The sequence below is a fragment of the Duganella levis genome, assembly GCF_009857605.1.
Taxonomy (GTDB): domain Bacteria; phylum Pseudomonadota; class Gammaproteobacteria; order Burkholderiales; family Burkholderiaceae_D; genus Rugamonas; species Rugamonas levis.
On the sequence record NZ_WWCT01000002.1, the window covers coordinates 166,645 to 187,518 of the forward strand.

The window sequence follows — 20,874 nt, forward strand, 5'->3', positions numbered from 1 at the left end:
ACATGGACATTCTGTCTTCCACGATTCGTCGAATCATGATGTCTATGGGCGTCTTGAGTGCTGCCTCTGCGCGACTGTGGCGTTTGGTATTGCACCTGTTCTTGATTGAAGAGCGACGACGTTCGGAGCATCTGCGCAATGAGGGCAGCGAAATTCAAAATATCGAGAAGTACGAAAAACTGGTGACGCGATATGCAAAATCAGCGATTGCCTTGGGGCGAGATCCGCAAGAGGTAGACGCCATGGTTGAAGAGCTCATGAAGCTACGCATGCAAGCATATCTGAGATTACATACAATACCGGATATGAAATCTCAGTATAAAGCCGATGCGCGGGAAATTAAAAAATCTGCCTTCGCGAATCGGCGGCTAGAAGAGCGTCGGCAAATATCGGATCGACGTGCCGATTGAACGGCATCGTCGCAGCCTATTTGATCTGCGCCAGCACTTCAATCACCGCTTCGGTGACGGCGTCGGGTTTGTCGCCCTGGATGCCGTGCGATGCGCCGGGCACGACGCGTTGTTTGCCCTTGCTGGATAAGGCGGCGATCTCTTTGTGGATTTTCGCGTTCTCGTCTTCGAGCGCCTTGTTGCCGGCGCTTTGCGGCTTGGACGGGTCCATGTAAGGACTCACGCCGCGCGTCAATACGACCAGCGGAAGGTCGCCGAAAGGCTTGCGCAGGGCGCGCAGCTGATTGTCGCTGGTGTCGTAGGCATTGGCTTCGTCGACCCGCGTGCGCCAGTAGGACTTGGTCAGCATGCTCGCCTTGACCTGCTTGCCGAGGGCGGGGCCGAAGTATTGCGCCGGGTCGCCGATGCAGCTGTCTGCCGCTTCGCTGCCGGGTTTCATGCCTTTGTTCGCAGCGTCCAGACACTGCTGGTCGTGCTCCTTGACCATCGCGTAGATCTTGTTGATGAAGCCTTGCGAGGCCTTGTTGCTACGCGTGGTTTCATCTTCGCTCTGCGGCTCGACCAGCACCAGGCCCTTCACCTCCCCAGGGTAGCGATAGGTGTACACCTGCACATTGCTGCCGCCCAAGGAATTGCCGACCAACAGATACGGCGGCTTGATACCCGCAACCGACAAGGCCTTGTGCAGATCCTCGGCTGCGTTTTCCGAGGTGTTGGGACGTGGCGACGGATCGCTGAAGCCGAAACCGGCGCGGTCATAGGTGCAGGCGCGCGTATGCTTGGCCACTTCGGGCTGGACCTTGAACCATGCCCAGCCGGCATCGCCCGCCGGGCCATCGAAGATCACCGTCGTGCTGCCCGTGCCGGCGCAGAAAAGATTGATATGGCGGCCGCCGATATCGACGCGCTGATGTGGCTTGGCGAAGGCATAGCTAGCGGGGAGTGCTGCGGCATGTGCCAGCAGCGGCAAGAAAACAGGGAGCGCACAAACGAATTTCCTCATTTGAATCATATTCATATGCTTTGATTTTCCTGCAGCAGTTGGTGGAAGATGGCGCGGCTATCGTCGTCGATGCGGAGGAATTGGACGCCGGTTTTGAAGCCCAGCTCGGCGTCCGGATCACTGTAGACGATCTGGCCCATGGCCAGCACATTGTGATCGGTGTCGCCCAGTTGCACCTTGAACGACACTGCGCAGTATTGCGCCAGGCGCAGCTGGCTGTCGGTTTGCAGGCTGATGCCGCCATGCGACAGATCCAGCGTCTGGACAGTATGACGGGTCTCGTCGGTCATGGTCAGCGTGGCCGGCTGGCGGACCGTCTGGCGTCGGGCTGTGCGGGCTTTCTGCGTCATGATGCTACTGGAAGTTTGATTATGGAAAGATTATCACACTCTTCCATTGCGCGGTCAGGACGTAGCACCAATAGCCACCAACACAACACTCCCAGCGTCAATTGCGGCAAGTTGAACAGGAATTTGTCGAGCGTGACATCGCGCCGCTGCGGCCAGGCGCTGTTGGCGGTCTCGGCGATGATGTTGGTGTGGTAGAAGCAGGCCGCCAGCAGGAACAGCGCGGCGATGCCCCAGGTGGCCGGCAGGCTGGTAACGCGATGACGCAGCAGCGCCGCCACCGGATAGATCAGCACGCAGCAGAACACGTAAGCAAACAGATTGGCCGGCAGGTTGGCCAGATCGAAGTGCGGCAGCACCACCGGCACCGCACAGATCGCAACGGCCAGCATGACGGCAATGATGGGATGGGCCAGTTCAGGCCAGGAGTTGAAGCGGTTGTTCATTATGTGGCGCGCAGTGAAAAGAGCACCATTGTAACGGTCCGCAGGACTACTTTTCCTGGTCCAGCAAGGCCTGGATTTCTTCGCGTTCTTTTTTACTGACGTGGCCGCCACGCAGGGCGGCCAGCACCAAGGCTTTGCCGGAGCCGGCGAAGGCTTTCTGGATCAGGTCTTTCAGCAGGTTGGTCTGGACCGAGTCCTGTTCCTGCACCGGCGAATAGACGTGGGCGCGTTGGCTTTCGTCGCGGTTCAGCAGGCCTTTGGTGTGCATCACTTGCAGCACGCGCAGGACGTTGGCGTAGCTGGTGTCCGGACGCGTTTCCACCGCAGCTTCGTGCACTTGCCGCGCCGTGGCGGGGCCGAGCGCGAACAACAGGCGCAGCATCTCTAGTTCGGCAGCGGTTGGTTTGGGCAGATTGGTACTCATGGATGTAGAATAAAATATCTAGAACGGATTGTCTAGCTGTTCTTTGATGTCGTTGAAGCGCGGCAGGCCTTGCTGGCAGGCGGCTTGTAATTCACGCAACGCCAGTGGTGCGCTGTCGCTGCGGTCCAGCAGCTCTTCCAGCAGGTTGCCGAAGGCACGCACTTCCAGCGTTTGCAGTGCGGCGGCTTGCGGGCCGGCCGGGTCGTAGAACGAGGCAGCGCCGAAATCGCCCAGCAGGGTGTTGCCGTGCTCGTCGTGCAGGATGTTGTGGCCGTACAGGTCGCCGTGCAGGATGCCGTGTGCGTGCAATTGCGCTGCGGCGGAGGCAATGCCGCGCGCTATGCGTAAGGCGGTGGCCAGTTCGAAGCGCTTGTCGTCGGCGTAGATGTCGCGGGTGCAGCTGTCCAGGCTGGGCGGGCCGGCCAGGTTGTGGAAGGCCGGCGAGATCAGCGACATCACCAGCCCGTGGGCGCCGTCGGGATGGTCTTCGATGTGGCCGAGGATGGGAATTAGGTTGGGATGCGCGCCGGCGCCGAGGCAGGCGGCCATTTCGCTCAGCGGCGAGCCGTCGCTGGTCATGGCGCCTTTGAAGAGTTTGACGGCGACCGGTTCTGCGGCGTCAGCACTACGTTGCCAGTCGGCGCGGTAGATGACGCCGGATGCGCCTTCGCCCAGCTTGTCGCGCAGCGTCAGCGCCGACCAATCGATCGCGGCCGATGGCGTGTGGACCAGCGCATCTTCGTGCTGTTCGCTGAAGGGATTGCCGGCATAAGCCAGCCACGTCAGGCGCGGCAGCGACAGCAGCCAGTCCGGCAGCGCGCTCAGCTGGTTGCTGGCGATGCGCAGCAGTTCCAGTTTGTGCAGCTGCGCCATGGAGTCAGGCAGGGCGCGCAGGCGATTCCCGGCCAGCATCAACTTCTGCAACTGCGGACGTTCGCCCAGCGCGGCAGGTAATTCTTCGATCTGGTTATCGGTCAGTACCAGCCAGCGCAGTTGCGGCGGCAGCGCGGCAGCCGGCACGTGGCGAATCTGATTGGCCTTGAAGCCGACCATGGTCAGCGCCGCGCAGCCGCCCACGGCCGCCGGCAGTTCGGTAAATTGATTGTCGGAGCAGAACAGGATGCGCAGCTTGTGCAGCCGGTGCAGATCGTCCGGCAGCGACGACAGTGCATTGCCGGTCAGATCGAGGATTTCCAGCGTGTCGGCCAGCGCAAAGATTTCGCGCGGGAATTCGGTGAGGCCGCAGCGCATCGACAGGCGTTGGACGCCGGCCAGCGCGCCGCTGCGCAACTGCTGCAGAGTGTGCATGAGAGGGGACGGTAAAGACGACGGCGCAGTGTATCACTTCACCGTCGTCGTTGGCGGCCGCTTAGCCCCCGGGCTTACCACTTCATTTCGCCCTTGGCCACCTTGGCGCTGATGTCCAGCGCGCTTTCCAGGCCAGCGTTAGGATAGAGCGCTTTCATGCGGGCGATCAGGGCTGCCGAGTTGGCGGCCTTGGCGGTTTCCGCTTCAAACTTGACCAGATAGTCGCGGGTGTAGCTGACCGATTCCGGCGTCAGCGGCAGGCCCGGCGCGAAGTGGCCCGGCACCACGGTCACTGGCTTCAGGGCGGCGATGCTGTCCAGCGTGGCCAGCCATTGCTTGCGCGAGGCTGGCGTCTGCGAATCGGCGGTCCACACGTGCAGGCCGTTGAATACGGCCACGCCGCCCACCACCGCCTTGATCGATGGAATCCAGACGTAGTGCTGTTCGATCTTCAGTTTCTGGCCTTCCAGCGTCAGGTCGCCTTTCAGCGGCTGCGGCACGATCATTTCCTTCGGTGCGTTGTCCTTCAGGATCGGGCCCCAGTACGCGACCTTGGCGTCCTTCTTGGCCTGGATGCCGGCGATGACGTGCGGCAGCGCCACCACCTTGGCGTCAGGGAAGGCGGCGTGGATCACGTCCAGGCCGAAGTAGTAGTCCGGGTCGTCGTGGCTGATGTAGATGGTGGTCAGGTGCTTGCCGCTGGCCTTGATCTTCTCGGCCAGTTTCACCGCCTCGGCGCGCGAGAACTGGGCGTCGACCAGCACCGCATCCTTGTCGCCGGTCACCAGCACCGAGGCCACCGGGAAGATGGCGGCTTCGCCAGGATTGAACACTTCCAGCTTCAACGGCGCCGCGTGGGCGTTGATGGCGGTGGCGAGGGCGGCGGTCAGCAGGGCTTGTTTGAACATGGTCACTCCAGAAAAGTAAGAATGACGCCATCTTAAATTTCTCAATCCGATAGAAAAATACGGTAATCTGGCTTTGTTAATTGCATAAATCGGATGAATCATGGATCGCATCACTGCCGCCAAGGTGTTTGTCAGCATTGCCGAGCGCGGCAGCATGATCGCCGCCGCCGACGCATTGGACATGTCGCGCGCCATGGTCACGCGTTATCTGGCCGAGATGGAAGCCTGGGCCGGCGCCCGCCTGCTGCATCGCAGCACCCGCCGCCTGAGCCTGACCGACGCCGGCGACCTTACGCTGGCACGCTGCCGCCGCATGCTGGAACTGGCGGACGATATGGCGGTGTCCGCCGGCGTCGATGCCGACACCCCGCACGGCCTGCTGCGCATCACCTGTTCGCAGGCGCTGGCTCAGGCCGAGCTGCTGGGCGCCGTCAGCACCTTCCTGACGCGCTATCCGCGCACCTCGGTCGACCTCCAGATGAGCAACCGCGCCGTCAATCTGATCGAGGAGCGCATCGACCTGGCGCTGCGCGTCACCAACACGCTGGAACCCAACCTGATCGCGCGCCAGCTGGGCGTGTGCGAGTCGGTGGTGTGCGCCGCACCATCGTATTTAGAGGAGCACGGCACGCCGCAGCTGCCGCAAGACCTGGCCGGCCACAACTGCCTGACCTATACGTATTTCGGCAAGAGCCTGTGGCAGTTCACCGACGCCGACGGCGCGGCGCTGTCGGTGCCGGTCAGCGGCAACCTGTCGGCCAACGAGGACTTTATCGTGCTGAAGGCGGCGGAGCAGGGCGGCGGCATTGCGTTACAACCGCTGTACAGTGCCGGCCCGCTGATCCGCGCAGGCAAGCTGGTGGCGTTGCTTCCTGGATACACTCCCTTAAGTATGGGAATCTACGGAATTTATACCTCGCGCCAGCACATGTCGCCGGCCTTGCGCGCCATGCTGGACTTATTGCTAACGTGGTTTGAAAGCCAGCACCGGCGCGGCTTAAGTTAACATTAATGCTGCAAGTTTCATCGGTATTTTTCCGCACATATGGTTGTTGGGATACAATACCGGTGCTATGCTGAAGGACCTGTTTTAGGTAAGACCCGAACAAAAGCCCTTCCCCCACAACTTGATGTGCAATCCGCTAACCGGTCAGGCCGTGTCGCGGAAGGTTAGACCAACCCGCTAATTCCTCGCGAAACGCGAAGAAAGGTGAGCAAGAATGATGCAACAATATACGTCCAACTCCTACCTGTTTGGTGGGAACGCCCCGTACGTTGAAGAACTGTACGAAGCGTATCTGAACAACCCAGGCTCGGTGCCAGATAACTGGCGCGCCTACTTCGACGCCATGCAACACGTGCCGGCTGTCGATGGTTCCAATAAACCGGACGTCGCCCACGCCTCCGTGATCGCCTCCTTCGCCGAGCGCGCCAAAGCAGGTCCAATCCGCACCGTTACCGCCTCGGCTGATGCCGAAATGGGCCGCAAACGCGTTGCCGTGACCCAGCTGATCGCTGCTTACCGCTATCTGGGTTCGCGCTGGGCCAACCTGGATCCGCTGCAACGCCAGGAACGTCCAAGCATCCCTGAGCTGGAGCCAAGCTTCTACGGCTTCACCGATGCCGACATGGACACCGTGTTCAACGTCAGCAATACCTACTTTGGGCCAGAGACCGCGACCCTTCGCGACCTGCTCAATTTCCTGCGTGATACCTACACCCGTTCGATCGGTGCAGAGTACATGTACATTTCCGACCCGGCCGAAAAACGCTGGCTGCAAGAACGTCTGGAGTCGATCCGCTCGACCCCGAACTTCACCCCGGAAAAGAAAAAACACATCCTGGAGCGTCTGACTGCGGCCGAAGGCCTGGAACGTTACCTCCACACCAAATACGTCGGCCAGAAGCGTTTCTCGCTGGAAGGCGGCGAAACCTTCATCGCGTCGATCGACGAGATCATCCAGCGCGCCGGTGAAAAAGGCGTGCAAGAGATCGTGATCGGTATGGCCCACCGTGGCCGTCTGAACGTGCTGGTCAACACGCTGGGCAAAGCGCCTAAAGACCTGTTCGAAGAATTCGAAGGCAAGCACGGCGACGACCTGCCAGCCGGTGACGTTAAATACCACCAAGGCTTCTCGTCGGACATCTCGACCGTTGGCGGTCCGGTCCACCTGTCGCTGGCGTTCAACCCATCGCACCTGGAAATCGTCAACCCAGTGGTTGAAGGTTCGGTCAAAGCCCGTATGGATCGCCGCGGCGACCACGGCGGCAAGCAAGTGCTGCCGATCCTGGTACACGGCGACGCCGCATTCGCCGGCCAGGGCGTGGTCATGGAAACGCTGAATCTGGCGCAGACCCGTGGCTACGGCACCGGCGGTACCGTGCACATCGTCATCAACAACCAGATCGGTTTCACCACCTCCGACCCACGCGACGCCCGTTCGACCATCTATTGCTCGGACGTCGTCAAAATGATCGAAGCGCCGGTGCTGCACGTCAACGCCGATGATCCTGAAGCCACCGTGCTGGCATCGCAAATCGCGATGGACTACCGCACCGAGTTCGGCAAGGACATCGTGGTCGACATCATCTGCTTCCGCAAACTGGGCCACAACGAGCAAGACACCCCAGCGCTGACCCAGCCGCTGATGTACAAGAAAATCGGCCAGCACCCAGGCACCCGCAAGCTGTACGCGGACAAACTGGTTGCCCAGACCGTGATCGCGGCCGATGGCGGCGAACAGCTGCAAGCTGCGTTCCGTGACGCCATGGACGCCGGCAAACACACCGTCGATCCAGTCATCTCCAACTTCAAGAACAAGTACGCGGTCGATTGGCTGCCGTTCCTGAACAAGAAATGGACCGACGCTGCCGACACCGCCGTGCCGCTGACCGAACTGAAACGTCTGGCCACCCGCATCACCACCGTGCCGGAAGGCTTCAAAGTCCACTCGCTGGTCGAGAAGGTACTGGGCGACCGCGCTGCCATGGGCCGTGGTGAAGTCAACCTGGACTGGGGCATGGGCGAACACCTGGGCTTCGCGTCGCTGGTGTCGTCGGGCTACGCCATCCGCCTGACCGGTCAGGATGCCGGCCGCGGCACCTTCACCCACCGTCACGCCGTGCTGCACGATCAGAACCGTGAGCGTTGGGATGCCGGCACCTACGTGCCGCTGCAAAACGTCGCTGAAGGCCAGGCGCCATTCACCGTGATCGACTCGGTGCTGTCGGAAGAGGCAGTGCTGGGCTTCGAATACGGCTACTCGACCGCAGAACCAAACACCCTGACCATCTGGGAAGCCCAGTTCGGCGACTTCGTCAACGGCGCCCAGGTTGTGATCGACCAATTCATCAGCTCCGGCGAAGTGAAGTGGGGCCGCGCTTCCGGTCTGGTGATGCTGCTGCCACACGGCTACGAAGGCCAGGGTCCGGAGCACTCGTCGGCACGTCCAGAGCGTTTCCTGCAACTGTGCGCAGACAACAATATGCAAGTCGTACAGCCGACCACCGCGTCGCAGATCTTCCACGTGCTGCGTCGTCAGATGGTGCGTCAGTTCCGCAAGCCGCTGGTCGTCATGACGCCGAAATCGCTGCTGCGTAACAAGGATGCAGGTTCGCCGCTGTCGGAACTGGCCAAAGGCGCGTTCCAGACCGTGATCGGCGAAGTCGACGAGAAAATCGACGCCAAAAAAGTCAAACGCGTGATCGCCTGCTCGGGCAAGGTCTACTACGACCTGGTCAACGCGCGCAAAACCCGCGGCCAGACCGATACCGCCATCGTGCGTATCGAGCAGCTGTATCCGTTCCCACACAAGGCCTTCGCCGCCGAACTGAAAAAGTTCCCAGGCCTGACCGAAGTGGTGTGGGCGCAGGATGAGCCGCAGAATCAGGGCCCATGGTTCCAGATTCAGCACAACATCTTCGAGAGCCTGGATGCTGGTCAACGTCTGGCATACGCCGGCCGTCCAGCTTCGGCATCGCCAGCCGTCGGTTACTACGACAAGCACTACGCTCAACAGAAAGAGCTGCTGGAAACCGCTTTCTCGAAGCTCAAAGGCTTCATCCTGACCAAGTAATCACACATTGAACGGAGCGCTCTGCTGCTACGCGGTGGAGCGCCGCAAAAACAAATAAACGGAGTTTTTCAAATGGCAAAAATCGAAGTCAAAGTTCCTCAGCTGTCGGAATCGGTCGCAGAAGCAACCATGCTGACGTGGCACAAAAAAATCGGTGACACCATCACCCGCGACGAAAACCTGATCGACATCGAAACCGATAAAGTGGTTCTGGAACTGCCAGCACCGGCCGCTGGCGTCCTGGTGGAAATCATCAAGGGCGACGGCAGCACCGTAGTGGCTGACGAATTGATCGCCATCATCGATACCGAAGGCACCGCCGCCGTTGCGGCTCCAGCTGCTGCCGCTGCGCCAGCCGCCGCTGCCGCACCTGCACCAGCCGCTGCCCCAGCCGCCGCCACTGGTGGTTCGAAAGGCGACGTGGCCATGCCAGCCGCCGCCAAGATCCTGTCGGAAAAAGGCCTGAGCGCTGGCGATGTCGCCGGTTCGGGCAAAGACGGCCGCGTGACCAAGGGCGACGCCCTGGCCGCCGGCGCCAAAGCACCAGCCGTTGCGCCACTGGCCGCACCAGCCGCCAAGCCAGCACTGGCACAAGTGGCCGCACCAGCCGCCGCCAACCTGGGCGACCGTCCGGAAGAGCGCGTGCCGATGAGCCGCCTGCGCGCCCGTATCGCCGAGCGCCTGATCCAGTCGCAATCGACCAACGCCATCCTGACAACGTTCAATGAAGTGAACATGGCGCCAGTCATGGAACTGCGCAACAAGTACAAAGACAAGTTCGAAAAAGAGCACGGCGTCAAGCTGGGCTTCATGTCTTTCTTCGTTAAAGCCGCTGTTGCCGCGCTGAAGAAATACCCAATCATCAACGCTTCGGTTGATGGCAACGACATCGTCTACCACGGCTACTTCGACATCGGTATCGCTGTCGGTTCGCCACGTGGCCTGGTGGTGCCGATCCTGCGCAACGCCGACCAGATGTCGATCGCTGAAATCGAAAAGAAAATCGGCGAATTCGGCGCCAAAGCCAAAGACGGCAAGCTGACCCTGGACGACCTGACCGGCGGCACCTTCTCGATCTCGAACGGCGGCACCTTCGGTTCGATGCTGTCGACCCCGATCATCAACCCACCACAATCGGCGATCCTGGGCGTGCACGCGACCAAAGACCGCGCTGTGGTTGAAAACGGCCAGATCGTGATTCGTCCAATGAACTACCTGGCAATGTCCTACGACCACCGCATCATCGACGGCCGCGAAGCCGTACTGGGCCTGGTGGCCATGAAGGAAGCGCTGGAAGATCCTGCACGTCTGCTGCTGGACCTGTAATTCTCGCTGGCTCCCTGGCCCGTCTGGGCCAGGGAAATTCTCAGAGGATCATGAATGAACGTTGCAGAAGAAATCAAACGTTTGCATGAGCTGCACCAGGCGGGTGCGCTGTCGGACGAAGAGTTCGCGGCCGCCAAGGCCCGGCTGCTGAACAGCGGTCCCACACCGGGCCTCGGCGGCGACGCCGACCTGTGGCGCCTGCGCCGCTCGCACACCGACCGCTGGCTCGGTGGCGTCTGTGGCGGCCTGGCGCGCGTCAGCGGCGTCGAGTCGTGGATCTGGCGCTTGCTGTTTGTGCTGTTCGTCTGCACCTTTGGTTTCGGTCTCGCCATCTACATTCTGCTTTGGATCTTCGTTCCAGAAGACGAACTGATTGGAAATTAAAAAATGAGTAAACAATTTGACGTAGTAGTTATCGGCGCCGGTCCTGGCGGTTACATCGCCGCGATTCGTGCTGCACAGCTGGGTTTCTCGGTTGCTTGCGTAGACGCGTGGGAAAATGAAAAAGGTGGCCCGGCTCCAGGCGGCACCTGCACCAACGTCGGCTGCATCCCGTCGAAAGCGCTGCTGCAATCGTCGGAACACTACGAGCACGCCGGTCATGCGTTCAAGGATCACGGCATCGATGTTGCCGGCCTGTCGCTGAACCTGCCGCAAATGATCAAGCGCAAAGACACCGTTGTGAAGCAAAACAACGACGGCATCCTGTTCCTGTTCAAGAAAAACAAGGTCACCTTCTTCCATGGCCGCGCCTCGTTCGCTGGCGCCGCCACCGCTGACGGCTACCCGCTGACGATCTCGGCGCCTGCCAACGAGACCATCAACGCCAAGCAAGTCATCGTCGCTACCGGTTCCAACGCCCGTGCACTGCCAGGCGCGGAATTCGACGAGCAACTGATCCTGTCGAACACCGGCGCGCTGACCATCGGCGACGTGCCGAAACAGCTGGGCGTGATCGGCGCCGGCGTGATCGGCCTGGAAATGGGTTCGGTATGGCGTCGTCTGGGTGCTGAAGTGACCGTGCTGGAAGGTCTGCCGACCTTCCTGGGCGCCGTGGACGAGCAGATCGCCAAGGAAGCCAACAAGCTGTTCACCAAGCAAGGCTTGAAGATCAACCTGGGCGTCAAGATCAACAAGGTCACCAAGGGCGACAACAACGTGACCGTTGAATTCGACAATGCCAAAGGCGAAGCCAATACCGCCGTGTTCGACAAGCTGATCGTCTCGATCGGCCGCACCCCGAACACCGACGGCCTGGCTGCCGACAAAGTCGGTCTGGCGCTGGACGAGCGCGGTTTCGTGGCCGTCGACGGCGACTGCAAAACCAACCTGCCAGGCGTCTGGGCAATCGGCGACGTGGTACGTGGCCCGATGCTGGCGCACAAAGCGGAAGAAGAGGGTGTTGCCGTGGCCGAGCGTATCGCCGGCCAGCACGGTCACACCAACTTCAACACCATTCCTTGGGTGATCTACACCTCGCCGGAAATCGCCTGGGTCGGCAAAACCGAACAGACGCTGAAGGCCGAAGGCGTGGCATACAAAGCCGGCACCTTCCCATTCCTGGCGAACGGCCGCGCACGCGCGCTGGGCGACACCGCCGGTATGGTCAAGTTCCTGGCCGATGCCAACACCGACGAAATCCTGGGCGTGCACATCATCGGCCCAATGGCGTCGGAGCTGATTTCGGAAGCCGTTGTCGCGATGGAGTTCAAGGCTTCGGCCGAAGACATCGCGCGCATCTGCCACGCTCACCCATCGCTGTCGGAAGCCACCAAAGAGGCAGCACTGGCGATCGACAAGCGTACGCTGAACTTCTAAGCTGGATTTGTTGTAGCTAGCAGGGCGGGCCACCATGGCCCGCCGTTTTTATTTGCGCAGATTGAAACCATGAACGTCGAAGAGTACTACCACCACGCGCTGGCCCAGCGCGACTACAAGGCCGATGAGGCACAACAGCGCGCGATCACCCGTCTGCAGCAATGCTATGACGAGTGGGTGGCCTACAAGGGCCAGCGGTCCAGCACCTTCAAGCGCCTGATCAATCGCCCGGCCGTGCCGAAAGGCGTGTACATGTGGGGCGGCGTGGGACGTGGCAAGTCGTTCTTGATGGACAGTTTCTACTCGGTGGTGCCGCTGGTGCGCAAGACGCGTCTGCACTTCCACGAATTCATGCGCGATGTGCACCGTCAACTGGACGAGCTGCGCGGCGTGGCTGATCCGCTGGACGAAGTGGCCAAGCGCATCGCCAAGAAATACCGGCTGATCTGCTTCGACGAGTTCCATATCTCGGACGTGGCCGACGCCATGATCATGTACAACCTGCTGAAGGCGCTGTTCGACAACGGCGTGTCCTTCATCATGACCTCGAATTACGATCCGGAGCTGCTGTATCCGGACGGCCTGCACCGCGACCGCATCCTGCCGACCATCGCGCTGCTGTACGAAAAGCTGGACGTGATGAACATCGACGCCGGCATCGACTACCGCGGCCGCGCGCTGGAGCAGGTCGAGGCGTATTACACGCCGCTCAACGCGCAGACCGACAAGGCGCTGCGCGACGCCTATGCCAGCGTGGCTGAAACCGCCGATGAAGATCCGGTGATCCGCATCGAAGCGCGCGAGATCCGCGCGTTGCGCCGCGCCGGCACCATCATCTGGTTCGATTTCAATACGCTGTGCGGCGGCCCGCGTTCGCAGAACGATTACCTGGAAATCGCCAGCCGTTTCCATACCGTGATATTGTCAGGGGTGCCGATGATGTCGGCGTCCATGTCGTCGGAAGCACGCCGTTTCACCTGGCTGATCGACGTGTTTTACGACCAGGGCGTCAAGCTGCTGATGTCGGCGGAAGTGGAACCGGAAGAGCTGTACACCAACGGCGCCATGGCCAACGAATTCCATCGCACCGTGTCGCGCATTGTCGAAATGCAGTCGCGTGAATACATGGACCGCGAACAGCGCGCTGCGGCCGCATCGCTGTCGTAAGTCACAGGATTTAGAATATGAAAGCACTGATCACCATGATGGCCATGCTGGCGGCGACGATGTCGGCCGCCGTGGCCCAGAACGTCCAGACCGTGGAGCAGGCCAATGCCGCGCTGGTGAAAGTGGCGCAGGACCGCGCCGCCATCACCGATGAATACGCCGCCAGCGAGCGTGAATGCTCGGCCCGCTTCTTCGTCAATAACTGTCTGGACAAGGCCAAGGAAAAACGCCGCGCCGCGCTGGCCGAAGTGCGCGTGCGCGAAGTCGACGCCGAGCACTTCAAGCGCGCCGACTCGGTCGCCAAGCGCGACGCCGACCTGGCCGACCGCGCCCGCAAGGATGCCGACGAAGCGATGCTGCGCGCCGCCCAGCCGCCGAAAGCACCCAAGGAAGAACACGAAGCGGCGAAACCATCGTCCGGCCCGCGCCTGGCGGACCGTGAAGCCCAACATGAAGCCAAGCTGAAACGTCAGGAGGCAGAGGACGCTGCCAACGCCGCCAAGCGCAGCGCCAATGTGACGGCCTTCGAGCGCAAGCAGGCCGAGTCGGAGCGCCGCCAGAAGGAAGTCGCGCGCAAGAAAGCGGAAAACGAAGAGAAGGCCAAACAGGCCGCCGCGCGCGCTGAAGCGGACAAGAAGAAGGCGGCTGCACAGCAGGCGGCTTCGGCTCCAGCCAAGTAATCAGACGGCGGCGGGCGGCGCCACCAGCTTGATGATGGCCATCGAGCAGTTGTCGCCCTTGCCCTGGGCCCGTTCCGCCGCCTTGGCGATCAGCCGTTCGGCGGCCTGGCGCGGCGTGTTGCGGGCCACGGCGGCGGCCAGTTCTTCGTGACGGAACAGCTGCCACAGTCCGTCCGAACACAGCATCAAGGAATCGCCGGCCTGCAAACCTTGCTGCGAGCCGGTGCTGACATGCGGATCTTTCAGGCTGTTGCCGAGCGCGTTATTCAGCAAACGCGAACTGCGGTGTTTTTTGGCCGCTTCCGCCGGCAGCTTGTCGTGATTGACCAGATGGTTGACGTAGTCGCTGTCGCTGGTGCGCATCAGACAGGTTTCGCCACGGAAGTGGTAGAGGCGGGCGTCGCCCACATGGGCCCACACCAGTTGCGCTTGCGGCGTCAGCACCAGCAGCGCGAGTGCGCTTTGCGGTTCGGCCACGGCGGCAATCGGATTCATTTTGATCACGGCGTGCGCTTCCTGCGCGATATTGCGCAGCAACTCCTCCAGCCGGGGCAGGCTGGGCGCATCGCCGATGCGGAATTCGTCAAACAGGTGCTTGCTGGTGAGCAGCGCCTGGTCCGATCCGATCGGGCTGTTATTGCCATCGGCCAGCACCGCCAGCACATAGCCGGGCGCCCTGGCGGCGGTAAATAGCGCAACGCGGTCGTTCTGTTGCGGCCGGTTCCCGATGTGCTGGGCGGTCCCGGCTTCTATTTTATAAGTGCTCATAAGATGATTTGTTGGCGTCCGACGCGCCGTAGATTAAACTATGCACCGTGTCGCAGTTTGTTGGCAACGTGTTTGCAATTCTTGTTGTTCCGGTGAAACCATTTGACTGAGAAATATGACTGATGTACAAGATATCCAACGTCGTTTGATTGAACTCGACGTCGAACACCGCGATCTGGACGCGGTCATCGATATGCTCACCCTGGACGGACACCATGATCAACTGCAATTGCGTCGTCTCAAGAAGCGCAAACTGCAACTGAAAGACCATATCACTCTGCTGAAAATGCAACTGGTGCCGGACGTTCCGGCCTGAGCCGAAACGTTACAACGAAGTTTATTTTGACCGAACACCTGCCACCTGCGTCCGACGCGACACCCGCCATCATCGGCGCCACTCCCGACCATCCCCCCGGCAAGCATGATGCCGAGGTAGAGCGCCTGTTTGGCGCCGGCGGCCCGCTGGGTCCGGCCGTTGGCGATTTTCGTCCGCGCCGTTCGCAAACCGAGATGGCCAAGGCGGTCGCGGTCGCCATCGCCAACCAGACCACGCTGATCGCCGAGGCTGGCACGGGCACGGGTAAAACCTTCGCCTATCTGGTGCCGGCGCTGCTGTGGGGCGGCAAGACCATCGTCTCGACCGGGACCAAGAACTTGCAGGATCAGCTATTCCTGCGCGATATTCCGACCGTGCGCGCCGCCTTGCAGGCGCCGGTGTCGGTGGCGCTGCTGAAGGGCCGCTCAAATTACCTGTGCCATTACCATCTGGAACGCACGCTGCAGAACGGCCGCATGACCTCGCGCGACGACGTCGGCTACCTGCGCGAAATCTCGCGTTTCCTGAAAATGACCAAGACCGGCGACAAGGCCGAGCTGGCCCGCGTGCCGGAAAACGCGCTGATCTGGAACCTGGTGACCTCGACCCGCGACAACTGCATGGGCGCGGAATGCCAGTATTACCAGGATTGTTTCATCATGAAGGCGCGCAAGGAAGCGCAGCAGGCCGATGTGGTAGTGGTCAATCACCACCTGTTCTTCGCCGACGTGGCGCTGAAGGATTCCGGCGTGGCCGAGCTGCTGCCGTCCGCCAACACGATTATCTTCGATGAGGCGCACCAGCTTCCTGATACCGCCACCTTGTTCTTCGGCGACACGTTTTCAACCTCGCAAGTGCTGGAACTGTGCCGCGACGTGCTGGCCGAAGGCCTGTCGAACGCCCGCGACGGCGCCGACTGGGGCAAGGTGGTCACGGTGGTGGAAAAGGCCGCGCGCGACCTGCGCCTGACTTTCCCGCAAGACATCGTACGCTTGTCGCTGCCGCAAATCGCGCCGTCGAGCGATTTCTACCCGGCGTTGCAGACCCTGAAAGACGAACTGGACGGCATGATGGCTGTGCTGGAGACCCAGGCCGAACGGGCGGAAACGCTGGAACAATGCCGCCAGCGCGGGCTGGATCTGGTGTCGCGTCTGGCAGCGTGGAAATTCGACCCGAAAGCCAAGGTCGCCAAGGGCGAGGAGGCGGTGTTCTGGGTCGAGGCCTATGCGTCGTCGCTGCAACTGCACAAGACCCCGCTGTCGATTGCGCCAATCTTCGCCGGCCAGCGCGAAGGCGTGCCGCGCAGCTGGATTTTCACCTCGGCGACGCTGGCGGTGAAGAAGGATTTCAGCCATTTTTCCGAGCAGATGGGCCTGACCGACGAGCCGTCGATGTCGTGGCCGAGTCCGTTCAACTACGAAGAGCAGGGCATTTTGTACGTGCCGACCGGCTTGCCGGACCCGAATTCGATGGGATATACGGATGCGGTGCTGGATCTGGCGCTGCCGATCATCGAGGCAGCGGGCGGGAAAACTTTCCTTTTGTGCACGACTTTGCGCGCCGTGAAGCGGGCTGCCGAGCGGCTGCGCGATGAATTTGAGAAGCGTAATCTGCCGTTCCCGCTGTTTGTGCAGGGGGATAAGGGCCGGACTGAGTTGCTGGATCAATTCCGCAAGGCCGGTAATGGCGTGCTGATCGGTTCGCAGAGCTTCTGGGAAGGCGTCGACGTGCGCGGCGATGCGCTGTCGCTGGTGATTATTGACAAATTGCCATTTGCGCCGCCGGACGATCCGGTGCTGGCAGCGCGGATCGAGGTGATGGAAAAGCAGGGTAAAAATGGCTTTATGCACCACACTTTACCCGAGGCGATCATCAATCTGAAGCAGGGCGCCGGGCGCCTGATTCGGGATGAGGCCGACCAGGGCGTGCTGATGCTGTGCGATCCACGGGTGATTTCCAAGCCGTATGGCAAGCGGATCTGGCAGAGTTTGCCATCGTTCAAGCGCACGCGGGAGCAGGAAGTGGTGATGGAATTCTTCCGAAACAAGAATTCCAATCCGTAACTTCTAGTCACAAACCCCCGAGTCCGAGGGGTCTGACCCCGTGCGGGGTCAGACCCCGCAACTGATCGTGGTGCGGGGTGAAAGCAAGCTCAACGATCCGTCTGCGGCAACACTACCACCTTGCCAGTAACCCGCCGCGCCGCCATATCATCCAGCGCTCGCCACGCATCTTCCAGCGCATAACGCCCCGAAATCAGCGGCTTGATTTTACCCTCCTGCAACCACTGCAACACCTGGCGCATATTCTTCAAGTTGCCTTTCGGATCACGCTTGGTGAACTCGCCCCAGAACACGCCCATCAGCGATGCCCCCTTCAGCAAGGTCAAATTCAGCGGCAACTTCGGAATCTCGCCGTTGGCAAACCCGACCACCAAATACCGCCCCCCCCAGGCAATCGACCTGAACGCCGGCTCCGCATATTCGCCGCCGACCGGGTCGTAAATCACATCCGGACCCTTGCCGCCGGTCGCCGCCTTCACCGCCTCGCGCAAATCCTGCTTGCTGTAATTGATCAGCACGTCCGCGCCATGCTGGCGGCAGACCTCCAGCTTCTCATCGGTCGAAGCACAAGCAATAATGCGGGCGCCAAGGGCTTTTCCTATCTCGATCGCCGCCAGCCCCACACCGCCTGCTGCGCCAAGAATTAGCATGTTCTCACCAGCTTCTAGCTTGGCCCGGTCAACAATCGCGTGATACGAAGTGCCATAGGTGAGGGTGATGGCTGCGGCCGTGTCGAAATCCATGCCCGGTGGCATCGGCATCAAGGCTTGCACAGGCGCTAACAACTGCTGCCCAAAACCACCAGTCGAAGTGAAGGCGATGACCTTGTCGCCGATCTTGAAAGTTGTCACATCATTAGCAACCGAGCGAATCACGCCGGCCACTTCGCTGCCGGGAACGAACGGCAGTTCCGGCTTGAACTGATACTTCCCTTGCACAATCAGCACGTCCGGAAAGTTGACGCCGGCCGCCTGGACCTCGATCACCACCTGGCCCGGACCCGGCTGCGGGTCTTGTAATTCTTGTACTTTCAGCGACTCCGGCAAACCCCATGCTTCACACACGACAGCTTTCATACTGGTCTCCTCTAGTTATAAAAAAGAACGCTCGTAATATTTTTATCTTACCTGAAAGCGCCAGCCGTTTGCGCAAAGTTCGGCCTGCCGCACGTTTGTTCTGCCTCAAAGTGTCGCCAGAATGGATTGTTAGAGTTGGTTAAACGAAGGGGGATATCATGACTATCCGTCACGGCTGTTTCTTCAGCTATGCACATGGCCAGCATGCTTACATGAGCAAATTCAAGGACGATCTGGTCGACGCCCTGAAATGCTATCTGGAACCTCATTTCGACAACGAGAACGAACTGTTTGTTGATAGTGAACAACTCGGGGGCGGCGACGACCTCGACAGCAAAATCGCGCGCGCGCTGTGTGAGAGCGTTTGCATGATTGTCATTTATACACCCAAGTATGAGGCCCATGGCTACACACGGCGTGAGTTTGCAGCAATGCAACTTATCGAGCGCGAACGCCAGCATTGGTATCAGCTGCCCAGCCACCTGATCATCCCCGTCATCATGACCCGCCACCCGGTCGGCCTGCCGCCGCAAATTACAGGGCCGGGCATGTATGTGGATTTTTCCCGCTACACGCTGGCCAGCGGGGACCTGAAGACCAATCCCGATTTCATCCCGGACATTGAAAAAATCGTCCACCGCATCGCCGAGCATTACCACTGTCTAAAACGAAGCACGCCGCCGGAGCATGACTGCAGCCGTTTTGTGTTGCCGGAGATCCCGCCGGAATGGCGTGCCGTTCCTCCTCCACATTTCCCACGCTAAAGGTTTGCCATGGAACTCACCTCCCTGTCACTACCGCCGCTGAGCGCCGGCGGCGAAGTCATTACTTTCTATTCTTATAAGGGCGGCACGGGTCGCACCATGGCCTTATCCAATATAGCGGTGTTATTGGCGCGCCAGCAAAACGCCACTGCGCCGGTGCTGATGATCGACTGGGACCTGGAGGCAGCCGGCTTGCACCACTATTTCGAGCAGCCGCAGGAGCACAAGCCGGGGGTGCTGGAGTTTTTCGAGGCATGCCGCGAGCAGCTGCTGCGCCGTCGTACCGGCCCGCTGACGGTGGATGACGACGAATTGGCGCACGATGTGCTGGCAGCGGTGGGCTGGGAGCAATACGTGACCCGGGTTGATCAGGGCAGCCAGCTGTATCTGATGCGCGCCGGCCGCTTCGACGACAGCTATCCCGACCGGCTGGCCGCCATGCAGTGGGAGGAGCTGTTTTACAGCTGCCCGGCGCTGTTCCGCTGCTTCGCCGACCGCTTGTCGCGGCATTTCCGCTACGTGCTGATCGATTCCCGCAACGGCCGCAGCGACAGCGCCGGCGTTTGCACGACTTTGCTTCCCCGCAAGCTGGTGCTGATGTTCACGCCCGGCCGCCACAGCCTGGATGGCTTGCAGGAACTGGTCAGCCGCGCCACCACCTACCGCCGCAGCCACGAAGATGAGCAGCGGCCGTTGCTGATCTATCCTTTGCCGTCGCGCATAGACATGGCTGACTGTTGTGAGCGCCTCCAGTGGCGGCGTGGCGATGCTTCGCTGCGGATTACCGGCTACCAGCCGGGCTTTGAGGAACTGATACGCGACTGTTATGGCATGCAGCAAGTGTCGCTGGAAAGTTATTTTGATGAAGTGCAGTTGCAGCAGACCCGTTCACTGGCCTACGGCGAGCAGGTGGCGGTACGGCTCGATCAGGGTGGCGACCGCTTTTCCATGACACGCACCTTCGAGGCTTTCCTGTCATGGCTGGCGCCCGGCTATTTCCCGTGGCAATCCAGCGGCGAAATCCAGCTGCTGGCCAAGATTAACGAGGCACGTGGCGCGCTGGACGACGGCGGGGCTACCGCGCGCGCCATGTCGCAGCCGCTGGCGCGCGAACTCAATCTGCTCGGAGAACTATATAGACGCGAGGGCAAGCTGCGGCCGGCCCTGTCCAGCTTCGAGGAAAGCCTGTCGCTGCGCCAGCGCGCGCTGGGCGAGGATCATCCGGATACGCTCGCCAGCAAGACCAATCTGGCCGGCGCGCTACGCCAGCAGGGGCGGCTGGACGAAGCCCAGTTCCTTGAAGAATGCATCGTCGAAGCGCGCGAACGCGTGCTGGGCGGCGAACATCCTGATACGCTGGCGGCGCGCGCCAACCTCGCCGCCACGCTGGGCCAGCAAGGCCGGCTGGTCGAGGCGCTGGCCATGCAGGACAGCGTGCTCGACACCTACACCCGGCTGGTCGGGCCCGACCATCTGCAAACCCTGGGCGCCAAGGCGGCCCGCGCCGAACTGCTGCTGCAGCGCGGCGACATCCAGCTGGCGCGCAGCGTGCAGGAGCAGGTGCTGGCGGCGCACAAGCGCTTGCTGGGGGTCGAGCACCCCGACACGCTGCGCAGCAAGACCGCACTGGCTTACACCTTGTTGCAAATGCAAGAGCTGGACACGGCGCGCAGCCTGCTGGACGCCGTGCTGCAAGCCTATCTGCGCCGGCTGGGGCCGGATCACCCGGAAACCGGCAAGGCGCGCGAACAGTTAATAGATGTGCAACTGCAATTGGGCGTGCCCACCGACGAGGCGCCGATGGTGCCGGAATTGCATCAGGATGCGGCCATGGACGACTACGGCGACGCCCTGGTGCGGCCGCTGCGGCGGCGCGGCGCGCTGACGGCCAACAGTGCGTGGTCGCGCACGGCCGATGAAATGGTGGCGCTGGACGGGGCGTTGTATGGCGGCCGGACGCCGCCGCGTTGACGA

20 protein-coding genes are annotated in these 20,874 nt (G+C 61.1%); 12 read left to right on the plus strand and 8 right to left on the minus strand.

Annotated elements, in window-relative coordinates:
- Positions 1-2: 2 nt before the first annotated feature.
- Positions 3-410 (plus strand): hypothetical protein, encoded by a 408-nt coding sequence (locus GTP69_RS03705; protein WP_161053621.1) that lies wholly within the window; start codon positions 3-5, stop codon positions 408-410.
- 16 nt (positions 411-426) lie between these two features.
- Here the strand turns inward: GTP69_RS03705 and GTP69_RS03710 are convergent, their stop codons facing one another.
- The 6 genes from GTP69_RS03710 to GTP69_RS03735 form a co-directional block, all read right to left on the minus strand.
- Complete coding sequence (locus tag GTP69_RS03710; RefSeq protein WP_161053622.1) at positions 427-1,413, minus strand: alpha/beta fold hydrolase; 987 nt, start codon at positions 1,411-1,413, stop codon at positions 427-429.
- Positions 1,414-1,424: 11 nt separating this feature from the next.
- On the minus strand, positions 1,425-1,763 hold the full coding sequence (locus tag GTP69_RS03715; protein ID WP_161044075.1) for a PilZ domain-containing protein: 339 nt from the start codon (positions 1,761-1,763) through the stop codon (positions 1,425-1,427).
- Entirely contained in the window at positions 1,760-2,206 is a 447-nt protein-coding gene (locus GTP69_RS03720) for a hypothetical protein (RefSeq protein WP_161053623.1), read from the minus strand. The genes GTP69_RS03715 and GTP69_RS03720 overlap by 4 nt, the downstream gene beginning before the upstream one ends.
- 46 nt (positions 2,207-2,252) lie before the next feature.
- Positions 2,253-2,630, minus strand: coding sequence for a BlaI/MecI/CopY family transcriptional regulator (locus tag GTP69_RS03725; RefSeq protein ID WP_161044078.1), 378 nt, complete (start codon positions 2,628-2,630; stop codon positions 2,253-2,255).
- Positions 2,631-2,648: 18 nt separating this feature from the next.
- On the minus strand, positions 2,649-3,938 hold the full coding sequence (locus GTP69_RS03730; protein ID WP_161053624.1) for a leucine-rich repeat-containing protein kinase family protein: 1,290 nt from the start codon (positions 3,936-3,938) through the stop codon (positions 2,649-2,651).
- Between the two features lie 74 nt (positions 3,939-4,012).
- Complete coding sequence (locus GTP69_RS03735; RefSeq protein WP_161053625.1) at positions 4,013-4,846, minus strand: MBL fold metallo-hydrolase; 834 nt, start codon at positions 4,844-4,846, stop codon at positions 4,013-4,015.
- A gap of 100 nt (positions 4,847-4,946) precedes the next feature.
- Between GTP69_RS03735 and GTP69_RS03740 the strand changes: the two genes are divergently transcribed.
- The 7 genes from GTP69_RS03740 (at position 4,947) to GTP69_RS03770 (ending at position 13,913) form a co-directional block, all read left to right on the plus strand.
- The gene (locus tag GTP69_RS03740; RefSeq protein ID WP_161053626.1) at positions 4,947-5,852 is read left to right on the plus strand and encodes a LysR family transcriptional regulator; all 906 of its coding nucleotides are present in this window, start codon (positions 4,947-4,949) and stop codon (positions 5,850-5,852) included.
- A gap of 214 nt (positions 5,853-6,066) precedes the next feature.
- A complete protein-coding gene (locus tag GTP69_RS03745; RefSeq protein ID WP_161053627.1) occupies positions 6,067-8,922 on the plus strand; it encodes a 2-oxoglutarate dehydrogenase E1 component in 2,856 nt (951 codons plus the stop codon).
- Between the two features lie 72 nt (positions 8,923-8,994).
- Complete coding sequence (odhB, locus tag GTP69_RS03750) at positions 8,995-10,248, plus strand: 2-oxoglutarate dehydrogenase complex dihydrolipoyllysine-residue succinyltransferase (protein ID WP_161053628.1); 1,254 nt, start codon at positions 8,995-8,997, stop codon at positions 10,246-10,248.
- A gap of 54 nt (positions 10,249-10,302) precedes the next feature.
- Positions 10,303-10,632 (plus strand): PspC domain-containing protein, encoded by a 330-nt coding sequence (locus GTP69_RS03755; RefSeq protein WP_161053629.1) that lies wholly within the window; start codon positions 10,303-10,305, stop codon positions 10,630-10,632.
- 3 nt (positions 10,633-10,635) lie between these two features.
- Positions 10,636-12,066, plus strand: a complete 1,431-nt coding sequence (gene lpdA, locus GTP69_RS03760; protein WP_161053630.1) for a dihydrolipoyl dehydrogenase — start codon at positions 10,636-10,638, stop codon at positions 12,064-12,066.
- Between the two features lie 69 nt (positions 12,067-12,135).
- On the plus strand, positions 12,136-13,233 hold the full coding sequence (gene zapE / locus GTP69_RS03765; RefSeq protein WP_110849088.1) for a cell division protein ZapE: 1,098 nt from the start codon (positions 12,136-12,138) through the stop codon (positions 13,231-13,233).
- A gap of 17 nt (positions 13,234-13,250) precedes the next feature.
- Positions 13,251-13,913 carry a hypothetical protein gene (locus GTP69_RS03770; protein WP_161053631.1) on the plus strand — a complete coding sequence of 221 codons (663 nt, stop codon included), beginning with the start codon at positions 13,251-13,253 and terminating at the stop codon, positions 13,911-13,913.
- Here GTP69_RS03770 and GTP69_RS03775 read toward each other — a convergent pair whose 3' ends face one another.
- Positions 13,914-14,681 carry a PP2C family protein-serine/threonine phosphatase gene (locus tag GTP69_RS03775; protein WP_161053632.1) on the minus strand — a complete coding sequence of 256 codons (768 nt, stop codon included), beginning with the start codon at positions 14,679-14,681 and terminating at the stop codon, positions 13,914-13,916.
- Positions 14,682-14,796: 115 nt separating this feature from the next.
- Here GTP69_RS03775 and GTP69_RS03780 point away from each other — a divergent pair, with 115 nt between their 5' ends.
- Both GTP69_RS03780 and yoaA read left to right on the plus strand, forming a co-directional pair.
- Positions 14,797-14,997 carry a YdcH family protein gene (locus GTP69_RS03780; RefSeq protein WP_008450659.1) on the plus strand — a complete coding sequence of 67 codons (201 nt, stop codon included), beginning with the start codon at positions 14,797-14,799 and terminating at the stop codon, positions 14,995-14,997.
- 26 nt (positions 14,998-15,023) lie between these two features.
- Positions 15,024-17,060 (plus strand): DNA repair helicase YoaA, encoded by a 2,037-nt coding sequence (gene yoaA, locus GTP69_RS03785; protein ID WP_161053633.1) that lies wholly within the window; start codon positions 15,024-15,026, stop codon positions 17,058-17,060.
- An 89-nt stretch (positions 17,061-17,149) separates the two neighbouring features.
- Here the strand turns inward: yoaA and GTP69_RS03790 are convergent, their stop codons facing one another.
- The gene (locus GTP69_RS03790; protein ID WP_161053634.1) at positions 17,150-18,136 is read right to left on the minus strand and encodes an NADPH:quinone oxidoreductase family protein; all 987 of its coding nucleotides are present in this window, start codon (positions 18,134-18,136) and stop codon (positions 17,150-17,152) included.
- 158 nt (positions 18,137-18,294) lie between these two features.
- Here GTP69_RS03790 and GTP69_RS03795 point away from each other — a divergent pair, with 158 nt between their 5' ends.
- Together GTP69_RS03795 and GTP69_RS03800 are read left to right on the plus strand one after the other, a co-directional pair.
- Positions 18,295-18,900 carry a toll/interleukin-1 receptor domain-containing protein gene (locus GTP69_RS03795; protein ID WP_161053635.1) on the plus strand — a complete coding sequence of 202 codons (606 nt, stop codon included), beginning with the start codon at positions 18,295-18,297 and terminating at the stop codon, positions 18,898-18,900.
- Positions 18,901-18,909: 9 nt separating this feature from the next.
- Positions 18,910-20,871, plus strand: coding sequence for a tetratricopeptide repeat protein (locus GTP69_RS03800; RefSeq protein WP_161053636.1), 1,962 nt, complete (start codon positions 18,910-18,912; stop codon positions 20,869-20,871).
- The last annotated feature ends 3 nt before the right edge of the window (positions 20,872-20,874 follow it).